Source organism: Ruegeria sp. BHSC026 (assembly GCF_059613065.1).
In genome coordinates this window covers 223571-248800 of sequence record NZ_JBXWRV010000004.1, presented here as the reverse complement: position 1 = coordinate 248800, position 25230 = coordinate 223571, and the positions used below count along the sequence as shown (strand labels likewise).

Annotated in this window: 23 protein-coding genes; 8 read left to right on the top strand and 15 right to left on the bottom strand. The window is 64.9% G+C overall.

What is annotated here, in order from left to right:
• Positions 1–92: 92 nt before the first annotated feature.
• From AC2FME_RS07485 to AC2FME_RS07475, 3 genes are all read left to right on the top strand, one after another.
• Entirely contained in the window at positions 93–2906 is a 2814-nt protein-coding gene (locus AC2FME_RS07485; RefSeq protein ID WP_496800072.1) for a molybdopterin oxidoreductase family protein, read from the top strand.
• Positions 2907–3018: 112 nt separating this feature from the next.
• The gene (locus tag AC2FME_RS07480; RefSeq protein WP_496800071.1) at positions 3019–3768 is read left to right on the top strand and encodes a 4Fe-4S dicluster domain-containing protein; all 750 of its coding nucleotides are present in this window, start codon (positions 3019–3021) and stop codon (positions 3766–3768) included.
• A 1-nt stretch (position 3769) separates the two neighbouring features.
• A complete protein-coding gene (locus AC2FME_RS07475) occupies positions 3770–4642 on the top strand; it encodes a dimethyl sulfoxide reductase anchor subunit family protein (protein ID WP_496680401.1) in 873 nt (290 codons plus the stop codon).
• A 57-nt stretch (positions 4643–4699) separates the two neighbouring features.
• Here the strand turns inward: AC2FME_RS07475 and dapA are convergent, their stop codons facing one another.
• Positions 4700–5572 (bottom strand): 4-hydroxy-tetrahydrodipicolinate synthase, encoded by an 873-nt coding sequence (gene dapA / locus AC2FME_RS07470; RefSeq protein ID WP_496680399.1) that lies wholly within the window; start codon positions 5570–5572, stop codon positions 4700–4702.
• Positions 5573–5705: 133 nt separating this feature from the next.
• On the opposite strand from dapA, the gene AC2FME_RS07465 reads away from it, so the two are divergent.
• Positions 5706–7679: a lytic transglycosylase domain-containing protein gene (locus AC2FME_RS07465; RefSeq protein ID WP_496800070.1), complete on the top strand. Its 1974-nt coding sequence runs from the start codon at positions 5706–5708 to the stop codon at positions 7677–7679.
• On the opposite strand, the gene AC2FME_RS07460 is transcribed toward AC2FME_RS07465, so the two are convergent.
• A complete protein-coding gene (locus AC2FME_RS07460) occupies positions 7653–8522 on the bottom strand; it encodes a DMT family transporter (protein WP_496689616.1) in 870 nt (289 codons plus the stop codon). The two genes, AC2FME_RS07465 and AC2FME_RS07460, sit on opposite strands and share 27 nt — an antisense overlap.
• Positions 8519–9184, bottom strand: coding sequence for a tRNA (5-methylaminomethyl-2-thiouridine)(34)-methyltransferase MnmC2 (mnmC2, locus tag AC2FME_RS07455; protein ID WP_496800069.1), 666 nt, complete (start codon positions 9182–9184; stop codon positions 8519–8521). The genes AC2FME_RS07460 and mnmC2 overlap by 4 nt, the downstream gene beginning before the upstream one ends.
• Positions 9185–9239: 55 nt before the next feature.
• Between mnmC2 and AC2FME_RS07450 the strand changes: the two genes are divergently transcribed.
• Positions 9240–10274 carry an NAD(P)/FAD-dependent oxidoreductase gene (locus AC2FME_RS07450; protein ID WP_496800068.1) on the top strand — a complete coding sequence of 345 codons (1035 nt, stop codon included), beginning with the start codon at positions 9240–9242 and terminating at the stop codon, positions 10272–10274.
• On the opposite strand, the gene AC2FME_RS07445 is transcribed toward AC2FME_RS07450, so the two are convergent.
• The 4 genes from AC2FME_RS07445 to AC2FME_RS07430 all read right to left on the bottom strand — a co-directional run bounded on the left by AC2FME_RS07445 (position 10266) and on the right by AC2FME_RS07430 (position 13251).
• Entirely contained in the window at positions 10266–11075 is an 810-nt protein-coding gene (locus AC2FME_RS07445) for an HTD2 family dehydratase (protein WP_496800067.1), read from the bottom strand. The genes AC2FME_RS07450 and AC2FME_RS07445 overlap by 9 nt on opposite strands.
• Before the next feature lie 49 nt (positions 11076–11124).
• On the bottom strand, positions 11125–11667 hold the full coding sequence (locus tag AC2FME_RS07440) for an NADPH-dependent FMN reductase (RefSeq protein WP_496800066.1): 543 nt from the start codon (positions 11665–11667) through the stop codon (positions 11125–11127).
• Between the two features lie 132 nt (positions 11668–11799).
• Entirely contained in the window at positions 11800–12471 is a 672-nt protein-coding gene (locus AC2FME_RS07435) for a YiaD family glycine zipper/OmpA-like lipoprotein (protein ID WP_496800065.1), read from the bottom strand.
• 132 nt (positions 12472–12603) lie between these two features.
• Positions 12604–13251 carry an RluA family pseudouridine synthase gene (locus tag AC2FME_RS07430; RefSeq protein WP_496800064.1) on the bottom strand — a complete coding sequence of 216 codons (648 nt, stop codon included), beginning with the start codon at positions 13249–13251 and terminating at the stop codon, positions 12604–12606.
• 96 nt (positions 13252–13347) lie between these two features.
• Between AC2FME_RS07430 and AC2FME_RS07425 the strand changes: the two genes are divergently transcribed.
• A complete protein-coding gene (locus AC2FME_RS07425; protein WP_496680383.1) occupies positions 13348–13758 on the top strand; it encodes a nuclear transport factor 2 family protein in 411 nt (136 codons plus the stop codon).
• Positions 13759–13760: 2 nt separating this feature from the next.
• A complete protein-coding gene (locus tag AC2FME_RS07420) occupies positions 13761–14474 on the top strand; it encodes an SGNH/GDSL hydrolase family protein (protein WP_496800063.1) in 714 nt (237 codons plus the stop codon).
• On the opposite strand, the gene rarD is transcribed toward AC2FME_RS07420, so the two are convergent.
• The 8 genes from rarD to AC2FME_RS07380 all read right to left on the bottom strand — a co-directional run bounded on the left by rarD (position 14465) and on the right by AC2FME_RS07380 (position 24830).
• A complete protein-coding gene (gene rarD / locus AC2FME_RS07415) occupies positions 14465–15370 on the bottom strand; it encodes an EamA family transporter RarD (protein ID WP_496680381.1) in 906 nt (301 codons plus the stop codon). The two genes, AC2FME_RS07420 and rarD, sit on opposite strands and share 10 nt — an antisense overlap.
• A gap of 264 nt (positions 15371–15634) precedes the next feature.
• Positions 15635–18088 carry a GcvT family protein gene (locus tag AC2FME_RS07410; protein WP_496800062.1) on the bottom strand — a complete coding sequence of 818 codons (2454 nt, stop codon included), beginning with the start codon at positions 18086–18088 and terminating at the stop codon, positions 15635–15637.
• 90 nt (positions 18089–18178) lie between these two features.
• Positions 18179–19150, bottom strand: a complete 972-nt coding sequence (locus AC2FME_RS07405; RefSeq protein ID WP_496689602.1) for a GlxA family transcriptional regulator — start codon at positions 19148–19150, stop codon at positions 18179–18181.
• A gap of 10 nt (positions 19151–19160) precedes the next feature.
• Positions 19161–20057 carry a homocysteine S-methyltransferase family protein gene (locus AC2FME_RS07400; protein ID WP_496800061.1) on the bottom strand — a complete coding sequence of 299 codons (897 nt, stop codon included), beginning with the start codon at positions 20055–20057 and terminating at the stop codon, positions 19161–19163.
• A gap of 10 nt (positions 20058–20067) precedes the next feature.
• Entirely contained in the window at positions 20068–21114 is a 1047-nt protein-coding gene (locus tag AC2FME_RS07395) for an alcohol dehydrogenase family protein (protein WP_496800060.1), read from the bottom strand.
• A gap of 39 nt (positions 21115–21153) precedes the next feature.
• Positions 21154–23601, bottom strand: a complete 2448-nt coding sequence (locus tag AC2FME_RS07390) for a GcvT family protein (protein WP_496800059.1) — start codon at positions 23599–23601, stop codon at positions 21154–21156.
• A 36-nt stretch (positions 23602–23637) separates the two neighbouring features.
• Complete coding sequence (locus AC2FME_RS07385; RefSeq protein WP_496800058.1) at positions 23638–24261, bottom strand: LysE family translocator; 624 nt, start codon at positions 24259–24261, stop codon at positions 23638–23640.
• Positions 24261–24830, bottom strand: coding sequence for a helix-turn-helix domain-containing protein (locus AC2FME_RS07380; RefSeq protein ID WP_496742456.1), 570 nt, complete (start codon positions 24828–24830; stop codon positions 24261–24263). Before AC2FME_RS07380 ends, AC2FME_RS07385 begins: the two co-directional genes overlap by 1 nt.
• Before the next feature lie 108 nt (positions 24831–24938).
• Between AC2FME_RS07380 and AC2FME_RS07375 the strand changes: the two genes are divergently transcribed.
• Entirely contained in the window at positions 24939–25211 is a 273-nt protein-coding gene (locus AC2FME_RS07375) for a DUF1294 domain-containing protein (protein ID WP_496680369.1), read from the top strand.
• Positions 25212–25230: the final 19 nt, after the last annotated feature.

Below are 25230 nucleotides of genomic sequence, written 5' to 3'. Positions count from 1 at the left end.
AAGCCTCTGGATCGGGACGGGGAATTGCCTAGAGTAGCGTCAAGATAGAACCGCCTGCGCAACATTGGCGGCCATGAGCCACAGGGAAACACATGAGCCAACCAAAGCTGGATACGTCACCCGAAGTTTCGGACGAGGTACGCAAGACCACCTGCTACATGTGCGCCTGCCGCTGCGGGATCAACGTGCACCTCAAGGATGGCAAGGTCGCCTATATCGAGGGCAACCGCGACCACCCCGTGAACAAGGGCGTGCTGTGCGCCAAGGGCAGCGCGGGGATCATGCAGGTGAACGCCCCGTCCCGGCTGCGCAAACCGCTGCGTCGCGTCGGGCCGCGTGGCTCGGGTGAATTCCGCGAAATCGAGTGGGACGAAGCGATCAGCACCGCCGTCGGCTGGCTGCACGAACTGCACGAAACCGCACCTCAGAAACTGGCGTTCTTCACGGGTCGCGACCAAAGCCAAAGCTTCACCTCGTTCTGGGCCCAGAATTTCGGCACACCAAACTATGCCGCGCATGGTGGGTTCTGTTCGGTCAACATGGCGGCAGGCGGAATCTATACGATGGGGGGTGCTTTCTGGGAATTCGGACAGCCCGACTGGGACCATACCAAGCTGTTCATGCTGTTCGGGGTGGCCGAGGACCACGACAGCAACCCCATCAAGATGGGGATCGGCAAGATCAAGGCGCGCGGCGCACGCGTGATCGGCGTGAACCCGGTCCGCTCGGGGTACAACGCGGTTGCCGACGACTGGGTGGGGATAACTCCGGGCACCGACGGGCTTTTCATCCTGTCGCTGATCCATGTGCTGATGAAAGCCGGCAAGATCGATTTGGACTATCTTAGCCGCTATACCAACGCACCCGTTCTGGTGAATGCCCAGGAAGGCCCGGAAAAGGGTCTGTTTCTGCGCGACGCTGACGGCAAGCCGCTTGTGATCGACCGCATTACCGGGCAGCCTGCGGCATTCGACAAACCCGGCGTGCGCCCCGACCTGTCGGCGCAATACACACGCGATGGCGTCACCCACAGGCCGGTCTTCCACCTGATGGCCGAACGTTACCTCAGCGACGAATACGCGCCGGAAGCCGTTGCCGACACATGCGGCATCCCGGCCCAACGCATCCGGGCCATCGCCGCCGAACTGGCCCGCGTCGCCTTTGACGAGGCGTTCGAGCTGGACCAAGAATGGACCGACTTCCGCGGCGAGACGCACAGCAAAATGGTGGGGCGGCCGGTCAGTTTCCATGCCATGCGCGGCATTTCGGCCCATGCCAACGGGTTTCAGACCTGTCGTGCGCTGCACAGCCTGCAGATCCTGCTGGGCACGGTCGAAGTTCCCGGCGGCTTCCGGTTCAAACCGCCCTATCCCAAACCCGTCGAGGCCCACCCTACACCACATGGCGATCGCCGCCCCGGCCGACCGCTGGATGGTCCGCATCTTGGCTTTCCCCGCGGCCCCGAGGACCTTCTGCTGGACGACTGCGGCACGCCGCAGCGCATCGACAAGGCCTTCACTTGGGAAAACCCCATGTCAGCCCACGGGCTAATGCACATGGTGATATCGAATGCGGCGGCGGGTGATCCCTACAAGATCGACACGTTGTTCATGTACATGGCGAACATGTCGTGGAACTCGACCATGAACACCAGCGGCGTGATCGAGATGCTGACCCGCCGGAACGAAGACGGCAAATATGCCATCCCGCGCATCATCTACTCCGATGCCTATTCCTCGGAAATGGTAGCTTATGCCGACCTGATCCTGCCCGACACCACATATCTCGAGCGTCACGACTGCATTTCGCTGCTCGACCGCCCGATCTGCGAGGCCGACGCCGCCGCCGACGCGATCCGCTGGCCGGTCATCGAACCTGACCGCGACGTGCGTGGCTTTCAATCGGTTCTGATCGAACTGGCCAACCGCATGAAACTGCCGGGCTTCACCAACGAGGATGGAAGCCCGAAATGGACCGACTATGCCGACTACATGGTCAACCACCAGCGCAAACCAGGCATCGGCCCGCTGGCCGGCTTCCGCGGCGCCGATGGCTCGCAGGTGGGGCGCGGCGATGTGAACCCCGACCAGCTGAACCGCTACATCGAAAACGGTGGGTTTTTCGTCGAGCACATTCCCGATGCGGCGCTCTACTACAAACCCTGGAACACTGCGTATCAGGACTGGGCGGTGGGAATGGGCCTGTATGACAGCCCTCAACCCTACCTGTTCCAACTCTATTCCGAGCCGATGCGCAAATTCCAGCTGGCCGCTGAAGGTCACGGCGACCGCCAGCCGCCCGACCACCTGCGCGACCAGATCAGACACAAAATGGATCCACTGCCCATCTGGTACGAAACCGACCAGACCGGCAACGAAGGCTACACCATCAACGCCCTGACCCAGCGCCCGATGGCAATGTATCACAGCTGGGGCAGCCAGAACGCGTGGCTGCGCCAACTGCATGGACGCAACCCGCTTTATGTCCCCACCAAACTGATGCGGGAGCACGGGCTGAAAGACGGCGACTGGGCCCGCGTCACCTCCCCACACGGCGAAATCACTGTGCCGGTCATGGAGATGGCCGCGCTCAACGAAAACACCGTCTGGACGTGGAACGCCATCGGCAAACGCAAGGGCGCCTGGGCCCTGCAGCCCGACGCGCCCGAGGCGAACAAGGGCTTCCTGCTCAACCACCTGATCCACGAACTGCTGCCGCCCAAGGGCGACGGCCTGCGCTGGGCAAATTCCGACCCGATCACGGGACAGGCCGCCTGGTTTGATCTGAAGGTCAAGATCGAAAAAGCCGAAGCACCGGCAGACGCCCAAAGCCAACCGGAATTCCCGCCAATCAAATCTCCGGTCGGCACCGGCCCCAAGGATCTTGCGTGGAAGGTCGGCAAATGACCCTGCCCCGTCCTTCATCTGGCCCGAAATATACCGGGGGTGAATTAAGCCGCCAGGCTCAAGAGGGGGCTGGCACCCTCACCTCTCCCGGCCCGGAACACGAGCAGACACTATGACCCAACTCCCCCAATCCACCGAACGAAAGATGGGCCTGGTCATCGACCTGGATACCTGCGTCGGCTGTCATGCCTGCGTGATCTCCTGCAAGGGCTGGAACACCGAGAACTACGGCGCCCCCCTGTCCGATCAGGACGCCTATGGCGCCAACTCCTCGGGCACCTTTCTGAACCGGGTACACTCCTACGAGGTGCAGCCGGCGGAAGGTGCCGCCCAACTGATCCATTTCCCCAAATCCTGCCTGCATTGCGAGGATGCGCCCTGCGTCACCGTCTGCCCAACCGGCGCCAGCTACAAGCGGGTCGAGGACGGGATCGTGCTGGTCAATGAAAGCGACTGCATCGGTTGCGGCCTGTGCGCCTGGGCCTGCCCATATGGCGCGCGCGAACTGGACGCCGCAGAGGGCGTCATGAAGAAATGCACCCTGTGTGTCGATCGCATCTACAACGACAACCTGCCCGAGGAAGACCGCGTTCCCGCCTGCGTGCGGACCTGCCCCGCGGGCGCCCGTCATTTCGGCGACCTGGGCGACCCCGACAGCGCGGTCAGCCAACTGGTGGCCGAGCGCGGCGGCATGGATCTGATGCCTGAAATGGGCACCAAACCCATCAACAAATACCTGCCACCCCGCCCCAAGGACACAGTCGAAGACCAGATCGACATCCTGGCGCCCCTGCTGGCGCCGGTCGCCGACGAGCCGAAGGGCTTCCTTGGCTGGCTGGACAAGGCATTGGAGAAGCTCTGACATGCATCCCGCACCCTCTGTCATCGTGTTCACAACCCTGTCGGGGCTGGGCTTCGGCCTGATGTTTTTTCTGGGGCTGGGCTTGCCGAATGTCTCGGGTTGGGTGGCGTTCGTGTTCTTCGCCATCGCCTATGCGCTGGCGGTGGGCGGGCTTCTGGCCTCGACCTTTCACCTCGGCCATCCCGAACGCGCGCTCAAGGCGTTCACCCAATGGAAGACCAGTTGGCTCAGCCGCGAGGGCTGGTGCGCGGTTCTGGCCCTGATGGTCATGGGGCTCTATGCTATCGGCGTGATTTTCCTCGGCCAGCGTTGGGCCGGGCTGGGCCTGCTGGGATCGCTGCTGTCGCTGGCGACCGTATTCACGACTGCGATGATCTACACGCAGCTCAAGACGATCCCGCGCTGGAACATGAAGCTGACCCCGGCCATGTTTCTCAGTTTCAGCCTGGCGGGCGGGGCGCTTTTGGCGGGGCAGACGGCCCTGGCCATTCCACTGCTGCTGATCGCGGCCCTGATCCAGATCCTGTACTGGCGTCAGGGCGACCAAGCTTTCGCGAATGCGGGCACCACGCTCGCCACGGCCACCGGTCTGGGCGACCGCGGCACTGTGCGCGCCTTCGAGCCCCCGCATACGGGCACCAACTATCTACTGCGGGAGTTCGTGCACGTTGTCGGACGCAAACATGCCGAAAAGCTGCGGGTGATTTCCTTTGGTCTGGCCTTCGTGCTGCCGGTGCTTCTGCTGGCGCTACCGTTCAACCACCTGTTCGCCGCGCTGGCGGTGCTGTCGCACCTTGCTGGCGTGGCCGTTTCCCGATGGCTGTTCTTTGCCCAGGCCGAACATGTGGTCGGCCTGTACTACGGCAAGCGCTGACGAGAGACCCCCGGCCGCTCACTCCCGGAGGCAGGCGGGCGGACAGCCCGCGCCGGATCAGAGAAGGCCCGCGTGGCGCATCGCCGCGTCGATGGCCTGCTTTGTGCCGTCCTCCAGCGTCGTCAGCGGCGAGCGCACCTCTTCCGAGCACAGGCCCAGCTTGCTGAGGGCATATTTGGCACCGACAAGGCCGGGTTCGATGAAGATCGCCTCGTGCAGCGGCATCAGGCGGTCCTGGTACTCCAGCGCCGTGGCGTAATCGCCCGCCAGTGTTGCCTGCTGGAACTCGGCACACAGTTTCGGCGCCACGTTCGCGGTGACCGAGATGCAGCCGACCCCGCCATGGGCGTTGAAGCCCAGCGCCGTCGCGTCCTCGCCCGACAGTTGGATGAAATCGGTACCGCAGGTGGCGCGCTGCTGGCTGACCCTGGCCAGATCGCCGGTGGCGTCCTTGACGCCGACGATCCGCGGCAGCTGGGCCAGTTCGCCCATCGTCTGCGGGGTCATGTCGATGACCGACCGGCCGGGGATGTTGTAGATGATGATCGGAATGTCGGCGCAGTCGTGCAAGGCGCGGAAATGGGTCAACAGCCCCCGTTGGGTGGGCTTGTTGTAATAGGGCGTCACGACCAAAGCGGCATCGGCGCCGACCTTCTGCGCGAATCGCACGAACCGGATCGCCTCGACCGTGTTGTTCGACCCGGCCCCGGCAATTACCGGCACGCGCCCCGCGGCGGCCTTGACCACCTCGGCCACCACGGTTTCGTGTTCCTCGTGGCTCAGCGTCGGGCTCTCGCCGGTCGTGCCCACCGGCACCAGACCGGTCGACCCTTCGGCAATCTGCCATTCCACCAATTGTTTGAGCGTATCCAGGTCCAACTCGCCGTTGCGGAACGGGGTGACAAGAGCTGGCATCGAGCCTTTGAACATGGAACGCTCCTTGAGGTTCAATCGTGTGATGTGCGTCGCGGGCCGATACGAATTTAGGTTTCTTGAGTTGATCCCGGCGGCGCAAGGTTTATCCTGAATGGCTGTATCCACGGTTGGTCGGGAAATGCAAGGGATGACACGGATTCTGGCGCTGATTGCCACGGCGATTCTGGCGATGACGGTGCAGATCGGAAACGCGCGCGCCGACAGCGTGGCCGACCTGCGGGCCGGACTGGCGGAAATGCGTGCCGGAGATTGGAACGAAGCCCTACGCGTCGCAGGCGCGCGCGGCTCGGTTTCGCGCGACATCATCGTGTGGCACTGGCTGCGCCAAGGGTTCGGCAGTTCGGGCGACGTTCTGGTATTTCTTGACCGGCGACCCGACTGGCCCGGACTGGCCTGGTTGCGCCGCAAAAGCGAGCCGACCTTCACCGGCGCCGACCCCGACCGGGTTCTTAAATTCTACCGGGACACCCCTCCGCAAACGGCCGAAGGCGCCCTGAACCATGCCATCGCATTGATGGCGAAGGGACGGGTCGGCGACGCGCAGGCCGATATCGTGACTGCGTGGCGCACCATGCCGATGGGAGAGGGCCTGCAAAAGGACTACGTTGAAAACTTCGGTAAACTGCTGAAACCGCATCATCAGGCCCGGCTGGACCGGATGTTGTGGGACGGGCACCTGATCAGCGCGGCTCAGATGCTGCCGCTTGTGGGCAGCGACTATCGCAAACTGGCCGAGGCCCGGATCGCGCTGCAAAAGCGCGCGCCCGGCGTGGATGCCAAGATCGCCGCGGTGCCCAAAGCGCTGGCCGATGATCCGGGGCTGGCCTTCGACCGTTTCGTATGGCGTGACCGCAAGGAACTGGACGACAGCGCCATCGACCTGATGCTGGCCCGCTCGACCAGCCCCGAGGCCCTGGGCGAGCCCGACAAATGGGCCGAGGGGCGGCGTCGGCTGGCGCGGCTGGAGATGCGTCAGGGCGATGCGAACCGCGCCTATGCCATTGCCGCCAACCACCACATGACCCCCGAGATGGGCTATGGCTATGCCGACCTCGAGTGGCTGTCGGGGTTTCTGGCCCTGCGCAGGCTGAACGATCCCGACACGGCGGTGCGGCATTTCCAGAATTTCCTCGGCGCGGTTCAATCGCCGATCTCGATGGGTCGGGGCGGGTATTGGCTGGGCCGGGCCTATGCCGCGCAGGGCAACGCCGAGAAAGCCTATGAAGCCTTTGCCTTGGGGGCGGACTATCAGACGTCGTTCTACGGGCTGCTGGCGGCCGAACAAATCGGCCGCCCGTTCGACGACGATTTGGCCAACCCGCGCCGGGCGCCACATTGGAAACAGGCCGATTTCGCGAATTCCAGCGTTCTGCAGGCCGGGTTGCTGCTGCTGCGCGCGGGCGAACGCGACCTTGCCGAACGGTTCCTGACCCATCTGGTCGAGGGGCTGGACCCGGTACAGGCCGGCCAATTGGGCGACCTGGCTATCGAGTTGAACGAGCCGCACCTGGCCGTGATGATCGCCAAGCGCGCGGCGACCGAAGGGGTCGTTCTGCCCGCGGCCTATTACCCGATGCACCCCGTGGCCGACATGCGCCTGCCGATGGCCGAAGAGATGGTTCTGGCCATCGCCCGCCGCGAAAGCGAGTTCGACCCGGTAGTGGTCAGCGGCGCGGGTGCGCGCGGCCTGATGCAGGTGATGCCCGCCACCGCCAAGCTGGTGGCGCAGGAATTGGGCATTCTAAGCGGGCACAAGACCCCTCGGCTGACCGCGGACTGGCAGTACAACGCCAAGCTGGGGGCCAATTACCTTGCCAAACTGGCGGCCGATTTCGACGGAAACGTCGTGATGATGGCCGCCGGCTACAATGCCGGACCGAACCGGCCGATCTCGTGGAGGGAACGCTACGGCGACCCGTTGCGCGGTGAGGTGGACATGATCGACTGGATCGAGACCATCCCGTTTTCCGAGACCCGCAACTATGTGATGCGGGTGACGGAAAGCCTGCCCGTCTATCGCGCGCGGCTGGGCAAGCCGGCGCTGCCTATCCCGTTTTCGAGGGAACTGACCGGATCAACCCTGGCGGCGTTCGCGCCATAGGGTGAACAGCCCCGCGGCCACCACCAGCGCAGCGCCCGCCACCACGGCAGGGCGCAGGGTTTCGTCAAAGATCGTGATCCCCAGGATGGCGCTCCACATCAGGTGGAAATAGGCAAAGGGCTGCACCGCGCTGGCCTCGGCCATCTCATAGCACTTGATCAGCAGCCAGTGCCCCAGAACCCCGGTCACGCACAGCAGGCCCATCCACAGCCAGTCGCGCGGCACCATCGGCTCCCAGAACCACAGGCCGATCGCGGTCATGAACACGGCGCCCACCACGCCGGTCCAAAAAAAACTGGTGGCGGTGCTGTCCTGACGCGCCACATAGCGCGTCAGCAACCCGTAAACCGCGAACATCAACGCCGAGATCAGCGGGATTACCGCCCAAGGGTTGAACACGCCCATCCCCGGCTGAAGGATGATCAGAACGCCGATGCACCCCACCCCGATCGCGGCCCACCGGCGCCAGCCGACCGTCTCGCCCAGAACCGGCCCGCTGAGCGCGGCCACCAGAAGCGGATAGCAGATGAACACCGCCTGGCTTTCGATCAGACCTAGGATGGTGAACCCATAGACCGCCACGCAGATCTCGCCCGCCAGCAGCAGGCCGCGCAGGATCTGCAACCCCGGCTGCCGGGTCCGCGCCGCAGCGGCCAGACCGCCCGGCGCCCGCGCCGCAAGCGCCAGCACGAAAAGCGCGAAGAACCAGTATCGGATCATCACCACCATGTAGGTGTTGTAGGTGCCCGCCAGGTGACGCGAGATCCCGTCCTGCAGGGCAAACACGATGGTCGCGCCGACCATCAGGGCAATGCCGGCCTTCACGTTGTTCTGCTGGCTCATGGCTTGACCGCCCGGGTCATGTGCCGCTTGCGGCCATAGCCCGGTGCGCGGGCAACCTCGAACCCGGCCTCCTGCAGGCCGCGGCGCACGAATCCGGCCGCCGTGTAGGTGGCCGCCGTGCCGCCGGGGGCAGTGTGATCGGCCACCTGCCGCATCAGGTCTGGCTGCCACAACTCGGGGTTCTTGGCCGGTGAAAACCCATCGAGAAACCACGCATCCGCCTGGCCGGCCCAACCCGGAAGCGTCGCGCGGGCATCCCCTTCGATCACCGTCAGGCGCAACGACCCCAGGTCACAGGTCCCGCCCTGCCACGCGTCCAGAAACCGGCCTGCCCAGGGCGCGATCCGGGGAAAAGCCGCCAGCGCGCGCGCCATGTCGGACGGGTCCATCGGAAACGCCTCGAAACTGGTGAAGGTCAGCGGGCCGCTCTGCCCCGAGGTCTCCCACGCGGCCCAGGCCGTCAGCATGTTCAGCCCGGTGCCAAAGCCCAGCTCGGCGATGTGAAAGCCGGGGGCGAACCGGGCCGGCAGGTCATTGCCCGCCAGAAAGACGTGGCGGGTCTCCTCCAGCCCGTTTTGCAGGCTGAAATAAGGGTCGTCGAACCGGTTCGACACCGGGATGGTTTCGTCCGTCCACGACAATTCGGCGCGCTGGTCTGCCATGAGGGAATCCTGTAGCTAGGCGGCGCGACACTGAACAAGGGAAAGAGGTTTGGCAATGGTCGATGTGACGATCCGCGGCGCCGGGATTTTCGGCCTGTCCATCGCCTGGACCTGCGCCCGGCGTGGTGCCAGGGTTCAGGTCGTTGACCCGTTCGGCCCGGGCGCCGGCTCCAGCGGCGGGCTGGTTGGGGCGCTGGCGCCGCATGTGCCGGAAAACTGGAACGACAAGAAGGCGTTTCAGTTCGAAAGCCTGCTGATGGCCGAACCCTTCTGGACACAAGTCGAGGCCACCGGCGGCGTGTCGCCCGGCTACGCCCGGTTGGGGCGGCTGCAGCCGATCGCCGATCAGCGCGGGCTGGACCTGGCGCATCAACGCGCCGAGACCGCCCGCAGCCTGTGGCAGGGCCGCGCCGATTGGACGGTGCGGCGGGTCGAGGAGGTCGGCGCCTGGTGCCCGCCCAGCCCCACTGGATTTGTCATTCACGACACGCTCAGCGCGCGGATGCACCCGCGCCGGGCCTGTGCCGCGCTGGTGGCCGCCCTGGCCACGATGGGGGTCGAGGTCGCTGCCGAAGCGCCCGACCGGGGCCGGGTGATCCATGCCACCGGCGTGGCCGGGCTGCTTGAGCTGTCGCGGGCCTTCGGCAGGACCGTCGGCAGCGGCGTCAAGGGGCAGGCGGCCTTGCTGCGCTTCAACGCGCGCGACGTGCCGCAGCTGTTTGCCGATGCGATCCACATCGTGCCCCATGCCGACGGGACGCTGGCAATCGGATCGACGTCCGAGCGCGACTATGATGACCCCACCAGCACCGATGCTGCCCTGGACGACGTGATCGAACGCGCCCTGCGCGCGGTGCCGGTGCTGCACGGGGCCGAGGTGATCGAACGCTGGGCCGGTGTGCGCCCCCGCAGCAAAAGCCGCGCGCCGATGCTGGGCGCGCATCCACTGCACAAGGGTCAGTTCATCGCCAATGGCGGGTTCAAGATCGGGTTCGGCATGGCCCCCAAAGTGGCCCAAGTCATGGCCGATCTGGTTCTGGAAGACCGCGACACCATCCCCGAGGGTTTCCGACCCGACGCGTCACTCTGACTGCGCGACGGCGCAGGCCTGCATGCACTGCCGTCCGTCCGGCCCACGCACCCAGAGGTCATTCCCGTTGCGGCACAAATTTGCCGGTTCGAAATGCATCAGCGGCGACGAGGCCCGAAACGAGAACTCAGCCAGCGGCCCCAGCAGATCGGTCGCCAGCAGCATCAGATGCTGCGCCAGCAACGGGCCATGCACGACCAGCCCGTCATAGCCTTCGACATCGCGGGCATAGTCCAGATCATAGTGAATGCGGTGGCCATTGAAGGTGAGCGCCGAGTAGCGGAACAGCAGCGTCGAATCGAACGTGACGGTGCGCGCATCGGTCTCGTCGGTCCGCGCGACAGGCGGAATCGGCTTACGCGCATCCGCTGCGGGGTCCTGACGATAGACCAGATCCTGCCATTCGGTCAGGCACAGGGTTCCGCCCTGACGGATCTCGTGGCGCAGGGTGACGAAGCCCAAAGGCCCGGTGCGTCCAGTTTTCGTGGTGGCCTGCTCAAGCAACGAGCGGCGCTCGGCCATGGCGCCTGCGCGCAGCGGCGCGTGAAAACGCAGCCGCCCGCCCGCCCACATCCGGCGCGGCAGCCCAAGATCGGGGATCAGCCCATCCCCTATGGCCGGGTGCCCGTCGCGCCCAAGCTCGGCCGGCGGGCGCGGAGACCAGAAATACAGCTGGTGAAAGAAGGGCGGCAGCGCTGAGCCGGCCTCGATCGATGCGGTTTGACCCAACGCAATCTGCAAGGCCGCGGCGCGGGCAGGGTCTATCACGTCGGTTTGGGTTTCGGCGGAACGGTCGGTCATGGCGGCACCCTAGGCCGCGCCCATCCGGCCGGCAAGATGGCCCATCGGCCTAAAACCCGGCTTCGGCCCGCAACTTCTGCATCAACTCGCGCAGCGTCGCCTCGTATCGGTCGCTGATCAGTCGTCCCTGATCGTCGAATTCGTTCGAACTGTCGGCCAGGTGCAGTTCCGGCCCTGCCAGAACGCGCGGCTGAAACGGCACCATGAACGCCCGCAGGATCATCTGCGCCCGTTCGCCCCCGGCCCGGCCTGCCGCCGCCGACATCACCGCCACAGGCTTGTCGGCCCAGGGCCGCCCCTTGGTGCGGCTGACCCAATCCAGCGCGTTCTTCAGCACGCCCGACGGCCCCTTGTTGTATTCGGGCGTCGAGATGACCACCGCATGCGCCTGGGTGATCTGATCCGCCAGCAATTGCACCTTGTCCGGTATCCCGGCGCTGTCTTCGAGGTCGCCATCATAGAGCGGCAGGTTCAGATCAGCCTCGATGAACGTGCCAGGATTGAACAGCCGGGCGGCCTCTCGCAGCAGCCTGCGGTTCGTGGCGTTCTTCCGCAACGAGCCGGACAGGCCCAGAAGGATAGGGTCGGACATGGGGAAACTCCATCATCGTGTCTGGTTGCAGTTTAGCCGTTCCAGCCGCTAACCATAGCGCGCTTGACGCGCAGTCAATGTGCAAAAAGAAAGGGTCGCGCGCCGCGACCCCATCGTGTTGTCTGTCGCGTGTCAGGCGTTCCCGCTGGGCACGATCACGATCTCGACCCGTCGGTTCTGTGCCTTGCCCTCGGGCGTCAGGTTCGAGGCGATCGGCTGATTTTCACCCCGCCCGATGGTCGTGATGCGCGCATAGCTGACCCCGTTGGCCTGCAGGATGTCGGCGACCGCATTGGCGCGACGTTCCGACAGGGCTTGGTTGTAGCCCGCATCGCCGTCGCTGTCGGTATGGCCGATGATCTGCACATTGGACTTGGGGTAATTCACAAGGTTCTGACCGACCCGCACCAGATCGGCCCGCAGCGCCGGACGGACAGTGGCGCTGTCGGTGTCGAAGGTGATGTCGTTGGGCACGGTGACGATCAGCCGGTCACCGGCATTCACGATGGTGATGCCGTCATTGGCCAGTTGCTGGCGCAGCTCGGCGGCCTGTTTGTCCAACTGGTTGCCGATCAACCCGCCCCCAGCAGCACCGATAGCCGCCCCGGCCAACGCGCCCAGTCCGGGGTTGGAATCATTGGCGATGGCCCCCACACCAGCCCCGATCAGGCCACCCAGAATGGCGCCCTGCTTGGCGTTCTGGTTCGGGTCGCCCTGCACTCGCAGGGTCCCCGGATCGGTACACGCGCCCAGAATAAGGGCAGCGCTCAGTCCCAGCGGCAGCGCGAATCTGGAAATCGTCATGGAATCACCTTCTGCTCCTGTACCCGTTTTTCGGGCTACTTCGTTGACGACATTTTATCATACCAGCAGCAATACGGCTCAAGCGACAAAATGGCGAGATCGGCGAATACCTGCCCGCCGGGGCAAAGAGGGTCAGAAATCGGGCGCGGAGCGGAATTTCATCGACACGCCATCCTCGGGGTGTTTGACGCGCAACTCCTCGGAATGCAGCATCAGGCGCGGAAAATTCCGCGCGGGCCCTTCGGCATAGAACGGATCGCCCAGAATCGGATGGCCAAGCGCCTGCATGTGGACCCGCAGCTGGTGCGAGCGCCCGGTCTTGGGAAACAGGCGGATGCGGGTCGTGTCGCCGTCGTGCCGGACCACGCGCCAATCGGTCACCGCGGGCTTGCCGGTTTCATGGCAGACCATCTGCCGCGGCCGGTTCGGCCAATCCACGATCAATGGCAGACCGACGGTTCCGGCCTTGGGTTCGACCCGCCCCCAGACCCGCGCGACATAGGTCTTGCGGGTCTGCCGGTTCTCGAACTGCTGGCCCAGGTATTTCTGCGCATGCGGCGTCTGGGCAAAGATCATAACCCCCGATGTGTCGCGGTCCAGCCGATGCACCAGCAGCGCCTGGGGAAAGGCCGCCTGAACGCGGGTCAGCAGGCAATCGGCCAGATGCGCCCCCCGCCCGGGCACCGACAGCAAACCCGCCGGTTTGTTCACGACGATTACCTGCGCGTCCTCGTGCAGCACGTCCAGCGGGGTTTGGGGCGGATCATAGGTATCGCTCATGCGCGCTGCCTATCGCAGGGCGTGGGTTCTCGCAACGTCGTCCTTGCGATGGGGGTGCTGTTCGCGCAACTCTCACCCCCAAGCGGAGGAGACGAGATGCACCCGACGATCGAACGCATACAGGAGGTGGTTGCCAAGGGCGACGAGAGCCTGATCCACGAATTGCTGGCCGAAGATGTGCGGTTCATGCCGCCGACCTACTACAGCACCTGGACGGGACGCGCGCCGGTGGCGGCGGTGCTGGCCCATGTAGGCCAGGTGTTTTCCCAGTTCCGCTATCGCCGGATCATGGGCGCGGGCAAGGACTGGGCGCTGGAGTTTCAGTGCAAGGTCGGCGATCTGGACGCGGTGGGCGTGGACCTGATCACTCTGAACGACGACGGGCTGATCCAGACCTTCGAGGTAGTCATGCGCCCATACAAGACCATCGGCGCGCTGCGCGAGGCGATGATGGCGCGCGTGATGACCGACGCCCGTTTCCTGGAATTCAAGTCAGCGTTGGGCTGACCATGGCTGCCCCCGTCGGCGTGGACCAGATCGCCCGACTGCCTCTGCTTCCGCTGCTGGCGGTGCAGGCCTTACTGGTGCGCCAACGCGCGCTGCGACTGCCCGAGCCATCCGGCCCGCGCGAGGGGCGTCATGGAAAAGGCCCCCGGCTACGCCTGCTGATTGCCGGCGACAGCTCGGCGGCGGGCGTCGGCGCCGGCACCCAGGATCAGGCGCTCTCGGGGCAATTGATCCGCCAGCTTGCACCGCATTTCAGCGTCGAGTGGCGCCTGATCGCGACCACCGGTCACACCACGCGGGACACGATCGAGGCACTGAGTGACATGACCGATTCCTTCGACGTTGCCGTCACCGCGCTTGGGGTGAATGACGTGACCCGTGGTGCGACGGTCAAACAGTTCCAGAAACACCAATCCGATCTGTTTGACTGCCTCACCCGCGACCTGGGTGTCCGTCGTATCATCGCAACCGGCGTCCCACAGATGGAGCGTTTTCCGGCCTTGCCGCAGCCTTTGGCCTGGGTGTTGGGCCGACAAGCGGCGCGTCTGGACACCGGGTTGCAAAAGGCCATGAGCCGGTATCCGCAAGCGCGACACCTGGCCCTGAACCTGCCGGACGATCCGGCCCTGGCGGCACCGGACGGGTACCACCCCAGCCCCAAGGCCTATGCTCTCTGGGCGCAGCAAGTGGCTCGGTTGATCCTCGATCAGGCCTGACCGCGCACCTGCCGGATCATCGGCAGTGAATACACCACCAGCGCCGACCAGATCAGCGGAAATGCAATCATCCGTCCCCGGTCGACCTGCTCGCCGAAAACGGTGATCGCGGTGATGAAGATCATCGTTGGCGCGATGTACTGAAGGATGCCCATGGTCGACAGCCGCACCATCTTGGCCCCGTTGGCATAGACCAGCAGAGGCACCGCCGTGACGATTCCTGCGCCCGCCAGAAGCAAAGTGTCGCTGGCCACCAAACCAAAATGCCCTTCGCCCATGGCACCCAGCCAGGTCACATAGGCCAGCGCCGGCACCAACAGGATCAGCACCTCGAGCAGAAAACCCTGGTTCGGCCCGATGGGCAGAGACCGCTTGAAAAAGGCATAGAACCCCCAGCTGATCATCAGACCCAAGGCGGCCCAAGGCAGGCGCCCGGCCTCGAGGATAAGAACCAGCACGCCCAGGGCCGCCAGACCAACAGCGATCTTTTGAGTGCGCGTCAAAGATTCCCGCAACAGGATCGCCCCCAGCGCAATGCTGAACAGTGGGTTGATGTAATACCCCAGCGCCGCATCCAAAGCGTTGCCGCTGGCAATGGCCCAGACATAGATAGCCCAGTTCACCGAGATCAGCGCAGCAGTCAGGCAAGCCATTCCCAGCATGCCCGGATCACGCAGAGCAGCCTTCAGATCGCCAGTCCGGCCCAGCGCGATCAGCAGCAGCCCCGCAACAGGCACCGACCAAATAATCCGATGGGCCACCACTTCGACCGGAGAAATATGCGCCATGGCCTTCATGTAAAGCGGCAGGAACCCCCACAGCAGATAGGCCGTGACGGCGAGGGCCAGCCCCTTGGGCGTGTCCCCAGAGTCGGTGGTGAATGCGGGCTGCGCCATTCAGGTTCTCCGAGCGTTGTACCCGGTTCATATGGCAGGTTGCGCCGCGAAGGAAATACGGAATTCTGTTGCGTCGGCCATCACGGGTCTTGATCGGACACGACACGTCCCACCTTGTTTGAAGAATATTTTGCGAGGCTCTGCCTCGCGCTCCGGGATATTTGGGGCCAGATGAAGAAGGGGAGAGCCCACTTCATCTGGCTGAAAATATCCCGGGGGAGACGCCGAAGGCGGCGGGGGCAGAGCCCCCACCAATCCGGCAGGTCACACCTTCACCCGTTCGGATTTCGGGTCATACATCGGCTTGAGCGACGCCTCGGCCCGGACTTTCGTTCCGCACACGTCGATCTCATAGGTCGAAGCCAGCACGTCCGCAGCCTTTTCCCCCTCGCAGGGCACGTAGCCCAAACCGATGGCACCGCCCAGCGTGTGACCATAGTTGCCCGAGCTGAGATAGCCCACATACTCGCCATCCCGGATGATCGGTTCGTTGTGGAAAAGCAGCGGCTCGGGATCGGTCAGGCGGAATTGCACCAGGCGCGATTTCGGGCCGCTTTCCTTGCGGGCGATCACCGCTTCGCGGCCGATGAAGTTACAACCCTTGTCCACCTTGACGGCAAAGCCAAGCCCGGCATCCACCACGTGATCCTCGCAGGTGATGTCATGGCCGAAATGGCGGAAACCCTTTTCGATCCGACAGCTGTCCATCATGTGCATGCCGCAGAGTTTCAGCGCCATCTCCTGCCCCGCTTCGTGCAGCGTTTCAAAGACGTGGCCCGCCATGTCGGACGAGACGTAGATCTCCCAGCCCAGCTCGCCCACATAGGTGACGCGGTGGGCGCGGGCGAGGCCCATGCCGATCTCGATATCCTGCGCGGTGCCGAAGGGGTTTGCCGCGTTCGAGAAGTCGTTGGGCGATACCTTTTCCAGCAAGGCCCGTGAATTCGGCCCCATCACCGCCAGAACGCCTTCGGCCGCGGTGACATCAGTGATGACCACGTTGTAGTTCCCTGCGTGGCGCATCATCCACGTCTGGTCCGCCAGACGCGTCGCCGCCGGGGTGACCACCAGATAGGCTGTCTCGGAAAGGCGGGTGACGGTCACGTCGGCCTCGATCCCGCCGCGGCGGTTGAGAAACTGGGTATAGACGATCTTGCCCACGGGCACCGCATAGTCGCCGCCGCCGACATAGTTCAGGAACTTTTCGGCATCAGGGCCTTCGACCCGGATCTTGCCGAAGGAGGACATGTCGTACATGCCCACGTTCTCGCGCACCGCACGGTGTTCGGCGGCCGAATTCTCGAACCAGTTCTGGCGCTTCCAGCCGTAGCGGTATTCGCGCTCCTGCCCTTCGTTCGCGAACCAGTTGGCGCGCTCCCACCCTGCCAGTTCACCGAACACTGCCCCGTGTTCTTTCAGGTGGTGGTGGAACGGCGTCCGGCGCACACCGCGCGCTGTGGCCTTCTGACGATAGGGGTAGTGGTCGGCATAAAGCAGACCCAGCGTTTCCTTGGAGCGTTCGAACAGGTATTTCCTGTTGCCCTGGAAGGGCTGCATCCGGCTGATGTCCACATCGCCCAAGTCAAAAGGTTTCTCGCCGCTGTCCATCCATTCGGCCAGCGACATGCCCGCGCCGCCCGCCGATTGGATCCCGATCGAGTTGAAGCCGGCGGCGACCCAAACGTTGTCCATCTCGGGCGCAAGGCCCAAGTGATAGGCATCGTCGGGCGTGAAGCTCTCGGGGCCGTTGAAGAAGGTGTGGATCCCCGCCTCGGCCAGCATCGGCATGCGGTTGCAGGCGGCCTCGAGGATCGGTTCAAAATGGTCAAAATCCTCGGGCAGCTGGTCGAACTCGAAACTGTCGGGGATGCCGTCCATCGCCCAGGGCTTGGCGCTGGGCTCGAAGGCGCCCAGCAGGATTTTCCCGGCGTCTTCCTTGTAATAGGCGCATTCGTCCGGCACCCTCAGCACCGGAAGCTGGGTCAGGCCCTCGATATTCTCGGTAACGATGTAGAAGTGCTCGCAGGCGTGCAGCGGCACGTTCACGCCCGCCATGCGGCCGACCTCATGCCCCCACATGCCGGCGCAGTTGACCACCATGTCACACTCGATATGGCCCGAGGCGCTGCCATCATCAGCCACCCAGTCCACACCCGTAACGCGGCGGCCCTGTTTGGCGATGTCGGTGACCTTTACCCGCTCCTTGACGATGGCGCCGCGCTGACGCGCGCCCTTGGCCAGCGCCAGCGCGATGTTGGCCGGGTCGCCCTGCCCGTCCAGCGGCAGATAGACCGCACCCTTGACCCCATCCAGATTGAGATGCGGATACAGTTCGGCCACCCGCTCGTTCGAGATCTCCTCGACCTCGACTCCGAAGGCGCGGGCCATTGCGGCCTGGCGATAGATCTCCTCCCTGCGCTCCTCCGTCAGCGCCACGGTGATCGAGCCGCAGCGTTTGAAGCCGGTGGCGACGCCGGTTTCCTCTTCGAGTGAGCCGTAGAGTTCCTGGCTGTATTTCGCCAGCTTGGTCATGTTGGCGGTGGCGCGCAGCTGGGCGATCAGGCCCGCCGCGTGCCAGGTGGTGCCGCTGGTCAGCTGCTTGCGTTCCAGCAGCACCACGTCTTTCCACCCTTTCTTGGTCAGGTGATAGGCGACCGAGCATCCGATCACGCCGCCGCCGATGATGACCACGCGGGCCTTGCTGGGAAGATCAACCATTCCGATGTCTCCGAATCTTGGGTCTTGCGCGAAGTCTGCCACGGGAAGGCGGCAGGAAATCCATCAAAAACGTCACGAAACCGGCGATAATCACCGTGAGCCGGGCGTGCGCCTCTGACGGCGCATGACGAAGGGGGTAACGCCGTAGACGCTTTTGTAGATGGTCGAGAACCCGTTCGGGAACCCGCAGGCCAGCCCGATCTCGCGCACGCTCATGGTGGTGTTCAGCAGCAGGTTGTTGGCCTTGGCCAGCCGCATTTCGCGATAGAATCCGTTGGGCGTGGCGCCGAGATAGGTCTTGAACTTGCGCTCCAGCGAGCGGTTCGACAGGCCGAGGGCCGCGACGATCTCGTTGATCGGCACCGGGTCTTCGATATTGGCCTGCATGATCTTGATGCACTGGTCCAGCTTGTCGTCGCCGGTGGTGGTCGCATTGACGCCCGAGAAGGGCTGCATCGAGCCGAAATCGCGGATGTTTTCATGCAGCATGATGTCGGCGACGGTCATCTTGGCCGCGCCCGAGACATGCCGGCCGATCAGCGCCAGCGTCACATCCACGGTCGCGCCCATTCCGGCGCAGGTGACGACGGGGCCATGTTCCGTCGCGATCGAGAACTTGGCGTTGAATCCCGCCCCGCGTTCGCGCAGGAACGAGGCGTTTTCCCAATGCGTCGCGTGATCCTCGGCGCCCTTGTCCTTGATGTAGCGGCTGGCGGCCTCGGCCAGCAGAAAGACCTGCGCGCCGCGGTGGGTATAGTCCGAGATCACCCGCGCCAGCGACAGGTCGGGGTGGTCCGGGTCGGTGTTGCCGATGACGAAGAGGTAATCCGCAGTGGGCTGCCGGATCACCGGCTCGGTCTCGACATAAGCCCCGGCGCGGCAGGCGATCGTGCCGCCCCTGAGCGAGCGGTAGGTATAGGTGAAGGGCGGCACCGGGCAGACCCGGTTGGCGATACGCAGCACGTCGGCCACCCCGGCCAGTTCAGTCAGCACGAACCCGTCGGCGACGAGGATGTCCACCTGCCATTGCCGTTCGGGAAAGGGTGCCGTCCGCTCTGCCAAGCCTTCCCCCTCAGACGATCCGGTGACCCGCCGCGCGCAGGTGGCCCGCCAGTGCCTCGATGTGATCGGGGCCGACCTCGCAGCAGCCGCCGACGATCGTGGCCCCCTGCGCGACCCAGCCCATCGCGTGATCGGCGTAGGCCTCTGGGCCCAGATCCTGCCGCTGCTCCAGCGCGTCCACGGTGGGCGCGTCCTTGAGAAACCCCTCGGAGATGCGGGTGAAGCCGTTGGCATAGGCGCCGAAGGGCCGCCCGAAGCCCTTGATGATGTCGAGCGCCGCCGGGATCGCCTCGGGGCGCGAGCAGTTGATCAGAACCGCCTCGGGGTCGTAGCGGTCCACCAGGGGCGCGATGTCGGCCAAGGGCTCGCCCGAGCGCAGGCGGGCGCCGTCGTCATCCATCACGGTCAGCGCCAGCCAGACCGGTTTGCCGCAGCCTTGGGTGCCGCGCAGCGCGCCCTCGGCCTCCTGCACTGACGAGACGGTTTCGATCAGGAACAGATCGACGTGGTCGGCCATCATCTGCACGAGCTCGCGGAATTTTTCCGCCGCCTCAACCGGGTCGGGGTTCAGATCTGGGCGGTACGAGGCCAGCAAAGGGCCGAGAGAGCCCGCGATGCGGCCCTGCGGGAACCCGGCGCGGGCGCGTTCGGCTTGGGCCAGCGCGGTGTCGATCAAGGCGGGCAGCTGGTCTTCCATGTCCACCCTCACAAGGCGCGAGCGGTGCACGGCGTAGGTGTTGGTGGTCGCGATAGTGGCGCCGCGCCGGAAATAGTCGGCATGGACTTCGCCCACAAGGTCGGGGTGGTCGATCATCACCCGCGTGGACCAGAGAGGCGTCGCCCGGTCGCCGCTGCGTTTCACCAGTTCCTGCCCGATCGAGCCATCCAGCAGCGTGATATCGCTCATATGCAACTCCTTAGGGTATTAGCACCAGTTTGCCCGGAAAGGCCTTGGACTGGAAATCCTCCTGCGCCTTGGCGATGTTACGCAGGGGGTAGGTTTTCGCCACCAGCGGCCGGATCCGGCCTGCGTTGATCATCTCGACCAGCCGGCCAAAGACCTCGAAGGCCTGATGGGTGCAGCCGTGGATGGTGATGTCGCGCAGGTAGATCTCGCGCAGGTCGGCCTGCACGATCGGCCCGGCGATGGCGCCGGACACAGCATAGTGACCGCCCGGTTTCAGCGCCCGGATCAGGCCGGGAAAGGCCGGGCCGCCGACCACGTCGATCACCACGTCGAACGCGTCGCGCGGCAGCGGTGCGTCGCGCTCGAAGGTTTCCGAAGCGCCCTGCGCCCGGACGGTATCCACCTTGGCCGCGCTGGTGACGCCCGCGACCGAGGCCCCGCGCAGGGCGGCCAGTTGCACCGCCGCCAGCCCGACGCCGCCCGAGGCGCCGGTGATCAGCACCTTCTGCCCTGCGGTCACGCCTGCGCGGTTCAGCAGGTTTTCGGCTGTGCCGAACGCGCAAGGGATGGCGGCGATTTCCACGTCCGACAGGGGCGAGGCGGTGACGTCATAGAGGTCGTCTGCCTCGAGCAGGCAATACTGCGCAAAGGCTCCGTCGATTTCCGAGCCCAGCGCGATGAACCCGGTCGGGTTGCCGGGCCGGGGACGCGGCAGGTTGATCGGGCAGGTCACGCGCTGGCCCGGTTTGAACCCGGCACCGGGGCCGACCTGTTCGACGATGCCGCACAGGTCGCCGCCCTGAATGCGCGGGAACGAAAGGGCGCCGCCCCAGCCTCCGGCCTCGACATCCTGATCGACCGCATCTGTTGCCCCGGTCACCTCTGGCGCATACCAGCCGATGCGGGTGTTGATGTCGGTGTTGTTGACGCCGGCCGCGGCCACGCGGACCAGCACCTGCCCCGGCCCTGGGACCGGAACAGGGATGTCTTCGCGCCATTCGAGCGCCTCGGGCCCGCCGTGCCGGGTCAGATAGACACCCTGCATGGTCTTGCTCATTGGTCTTGTCCTTTCGACAACGGCGGGCCGGGCCAGAGGTCAGGCTCGCAGGCGTTCGTTTTCGGGGTCCCAGAGGGGTTTGTCCTCTTGAACCACGGCGCGACACTTCTCGCCATAGATTTCGACCTGAAGCTCGGTGCCCGGCACCGCCAGATCGCTGCGGACCATGCCCAGCGCGATCGAGGCGTTCACGCGATAGCCCCAGTCGCCCGAGGTGGTCTCGCCCACGATCTCGCCATCCTTCCAGATGCAGGACATGTAGGGCGCGTCGCAGTCTCCGGCCTCGACGATCAGGGTGACGAAGCGTTTCTTGACGCCCTGCTGCTTTTCCGCCAGCAACGCGGCCTTGCCCGGGAAATCCTGCGGCTTGTCGAACTTGATGAAACGTTCAAGCCCACCTTCGAGCAGCGAGTAGTCGGTACTGAGATCGCCCTTCCACGCGCGATACCCCTTTTCGATGCGCAGGCTGTTCAACGCATACATGCCGAACGGCTTGGCCCCCGCGGCGAGGATCGCGTCATAGATCGCGGGCATGTGCTCGTTCAGCGCATGCACCTCCCAGCCCAGCTCACCGGCGAAGGACACGCGGATCAGGTGGGCGGGTTGCCCGGCCACGGTGGCGGCCTGATGGGTCAGCCAGCCCAGCGAGAGGTCGGCATCGGTCAGGCCCGACAGGATCTGTCGCGATTTTGGCCCGGTCACAATCAACGTGTCGCGGGTGGTGGTCACGTCCTCGACCGTGACGCCCGCGGGCATCGCGTTCACAATGATGTCGCGGTCGTGCCATTGCGCGGTGGCGGCGGTGATCATCACGAAGTCATCCTCGCCCAGACGCATGCAGGACATCTCGGTCAGGATGCGGCCGCGATTGTCGGCGATGTAGACCAGGTTGATCCGCCCCACCTTGGGCAGGCCGCCGGTGATCAGCCCGCGCAGCGCCTCGGCCGCGCCCTCGCCCTTGACGACGAAGCGCGAGAAACCCGGCAGGTCAAGCACGCCGCAATGGTCGCGCACGGCCACGCATTCTTCCTTGATCCGCTGCTCCCACGGGCCCGAACGGCCCCAGGTGTGGGTGCTTTCCTCGGAAGTGTCGTCGCCCGGCTGCGCGAACCAGTTGGCGCGCTCCCAGCCGTTGTAGACGCCCATGACGCCGCCCAGTTCCTTGACCTTGGCATGCAACGGCGACAGCTTCTTGTCGCGCGCGGCGGGCCATTCGTGACGGGGGAAGTGCATGGCGTATTCGTTGCCATAGACCTCCATGCCTTTCTGGTTGCAGTAGTCCTGATCGGTGTAGTCGGTATAGCGGCGCGGATCGACGGCCCACATGTCCCATTCGGTGGCGCCATCCACGATCCACTCGGCCAGCACCTTGCCTGCACCGCCGCCCTGGGCAATGCCGAAGGTGAAGGTATGCGCCTCGAACGCGTTCTTGACGCCGGGCATCGGGCCGATCAGCGGCAGGCCGTCGGGCGCATAGGGGATCGGCCCGTTGATCACGCGGCCCACGCCCGAGGTCGCCATCAGCGGCACCCGCTCCATCGCGTCGGTCACGATGTCCTCGATCCGGTCCAGATCGTCGTTCCACAGCTGAAAGCTGAAATCCTCGGGCATCGGGTCGTCCTCGGTCATCCAGTGGCCCTTGCAGTTGGGCTCGTAGGGGCCGAGGTTGAAGCCGTTCTTTTCCTGCCGCAGGTAGTAGGACACATCCACGTCGCGCAGCAGCGGCAGCTTGCCACCGTTTTTCTTGGACCAGGCCTCGATTTCTGGGATTTCCTCGGTCAGCAGATACTGGTGGCTCATGACCATCGCGGGCACGGTGCGGCCGCCAAAGGGCTTGAACCATTCGCCCACGCGCTGCGCGTAATAACCGGCGGCGTTGACGACATAGTCGCAGTCGATGTCGCCCTTCTCGGTATGCACGGTCCAGGTGCCGTCGTCATGCTGGGTCACGCCGGTGGCCGGGCAGAAGCGGATGATCTTCTGCCCCATGTCGCGCGCGCCCTTGGCCAGCGCCTGGGTCAGCTGCGCCGGGTCGATATCGCCGTCGGTCGGGTCGTACAGAACCCCGACCAGATCGTGCAGTTCCAGAAACGGGTACCGCTCCTTGGCCTGTTCCGGCGTCCAGATCTCTATCGGGATGCCCTGATAGCGGCCCATGGCGGCGGCGCGCTCGAATTCCTGCATCCGCTCCTTGCTGTGGGCCAGCCGGATCGAGCCGGTGACGTGGTAGTTCATCGGGTAGTCGACCTCGTCTGCCAGGCGCGAATACAGCTGGGTCGAATAGCGCTGCATGTTCATGATCGCCCACGAGGTCGAGAAGGTCGGCACGTTGCCCGCCGCGTGCCAGGTCGAGCCGGCGGTCAGCTCGTTCTTTTCCAGCAGAACGCAGTCGGTCCAGCCCTTCTTGGCCAGATGATACAGCGAGGAGGTCCCCACCACGCCGCCGCCGATGATGACCACGCGGGCCTTTGTCGGAAAATCACTCATAGGTTTTTGCTCCCTGTCAGACTGCCGCGAGCGGCATCACGTTTTGCCTGCCGGGGTCGCGCTGGTGCCCAGCAAGACCCCGTAGATGATGAAACAGGTGGCCATGACCCGGCGCACCCATGTGTTGAACACCGCCCCCAGCGCCGCCTTGCCCATCAGTGCGCCCAGCAGGGTAAAGCCCGTGTAACTGAGCGTGGTGATGGTCAGCGCGGTCGGCACGATCACGGCCATCTGCTGCCAGATCGGCACGTCGGGCTGCACGAATTGCGAAAACGCAGCCAGATAGCCCGCGACGCTTTTGGGGTTGATCGTCGCCACCGCCAGCGCGTGCAGATAGACATGCCGCGCCGGACGCTCGGCGGCGGGCGCGGGCCTGCCGGCATTCATCCAGCCGCGCACGCCGAGCCAGATCAGGAACCCCGCCCCGATCAGCTTGGCAATGAAGAACCCGGTGGGCGAGGCCGCGATCAGCGCCGTCACCCCCAGCGCCGAGAGGATCAGAAAGGCGCTGGCCTGTGTCAGGATCGCCAGCACCCCCAGCATCGCCTTGGGAAAAGGCAGGCTCATCCCGTTCGAGATGCAGTTGACCGCGTTCGGCCCCGGCGTGGTGACGAACACCACCCAGAACAGCGCGAATATGGTCCAGGCCTCGAAGCTCATCAGTAGACCGGCGGGGCGATGACCCAGATGGCCACCGCTGGCTCATCATACGGGTTCGACCAGTGATAGGGTTCGTGCTTGATGCGGAAACTGTCGCCCGGCCCGACGGTGAAGCTGCGCCCGCCAATCGTCAGGTCGAGGCAGCCCGAGATCATGTAGCCCACCTCTTGCGTGGGTCGGTCGGCCGGGGTCTGCATCCGCGAGCGAGGCTGAAAGGTGGAATGCACCATCTCGAAATCGTCGGTGAGATCGGGCGAGAGCAGTTCCTCGATCAGCCCCTCCTCGCCCGAGCCCATCGGGCGGCGCGATCCGGCGCGTACGACATAGCCCAGTTCGTCCGGCGTTACGCCGGTGTGCGCGAACAGCATCGACATCGGCACGCCGAGGCACTCGGCGATCTGGCGCAGGTCGGAAATCGACGGCTCGGACAGATCGCGCTCGACCTGGCTGAGCCAGCCGACCGACCGATCCAGCCGCTTGGCCACATCCGTCAGCGTCAGCCCGCGCGATTTGCGCAAGGCCCGGATGTCAGCCCCCAATGTCGCCCCGGTCTGACCCTGATCGTCCACGTCACCCTCGTGAAATTTTTGCGCATATTTTCACGATGACCCGAATCGATGAAAAAACCAAGCGGTTTTTCACTTCCGAACATGTGGCCACTCGGGTAAAGCGCGGACATGTGGATCGCTATCGCATATCTCTGGGCCATCAACGGGCTGACCTTGGTGGTTTTCGGCTGGGACAAGCTGCAGGCGCGCCGGCGCAGGCGGCGTGTGCCCGAGCGGTGGTTGCTGCGGCTGGCCCTGCTGGGCGGCGGTCCGGGTGCGCTGCTGGGCAGTTGGGTGTTCAACCACAAGACCCGCAAATCGCGGATCAGGGTCAGCCTGTATGCCATCGTGCTGCTGCAGGTCGCCGCGGCGTGGCTGTATATGACGCAGGGCGCGGCTTGAACTGGCAATCGCGGGCCGG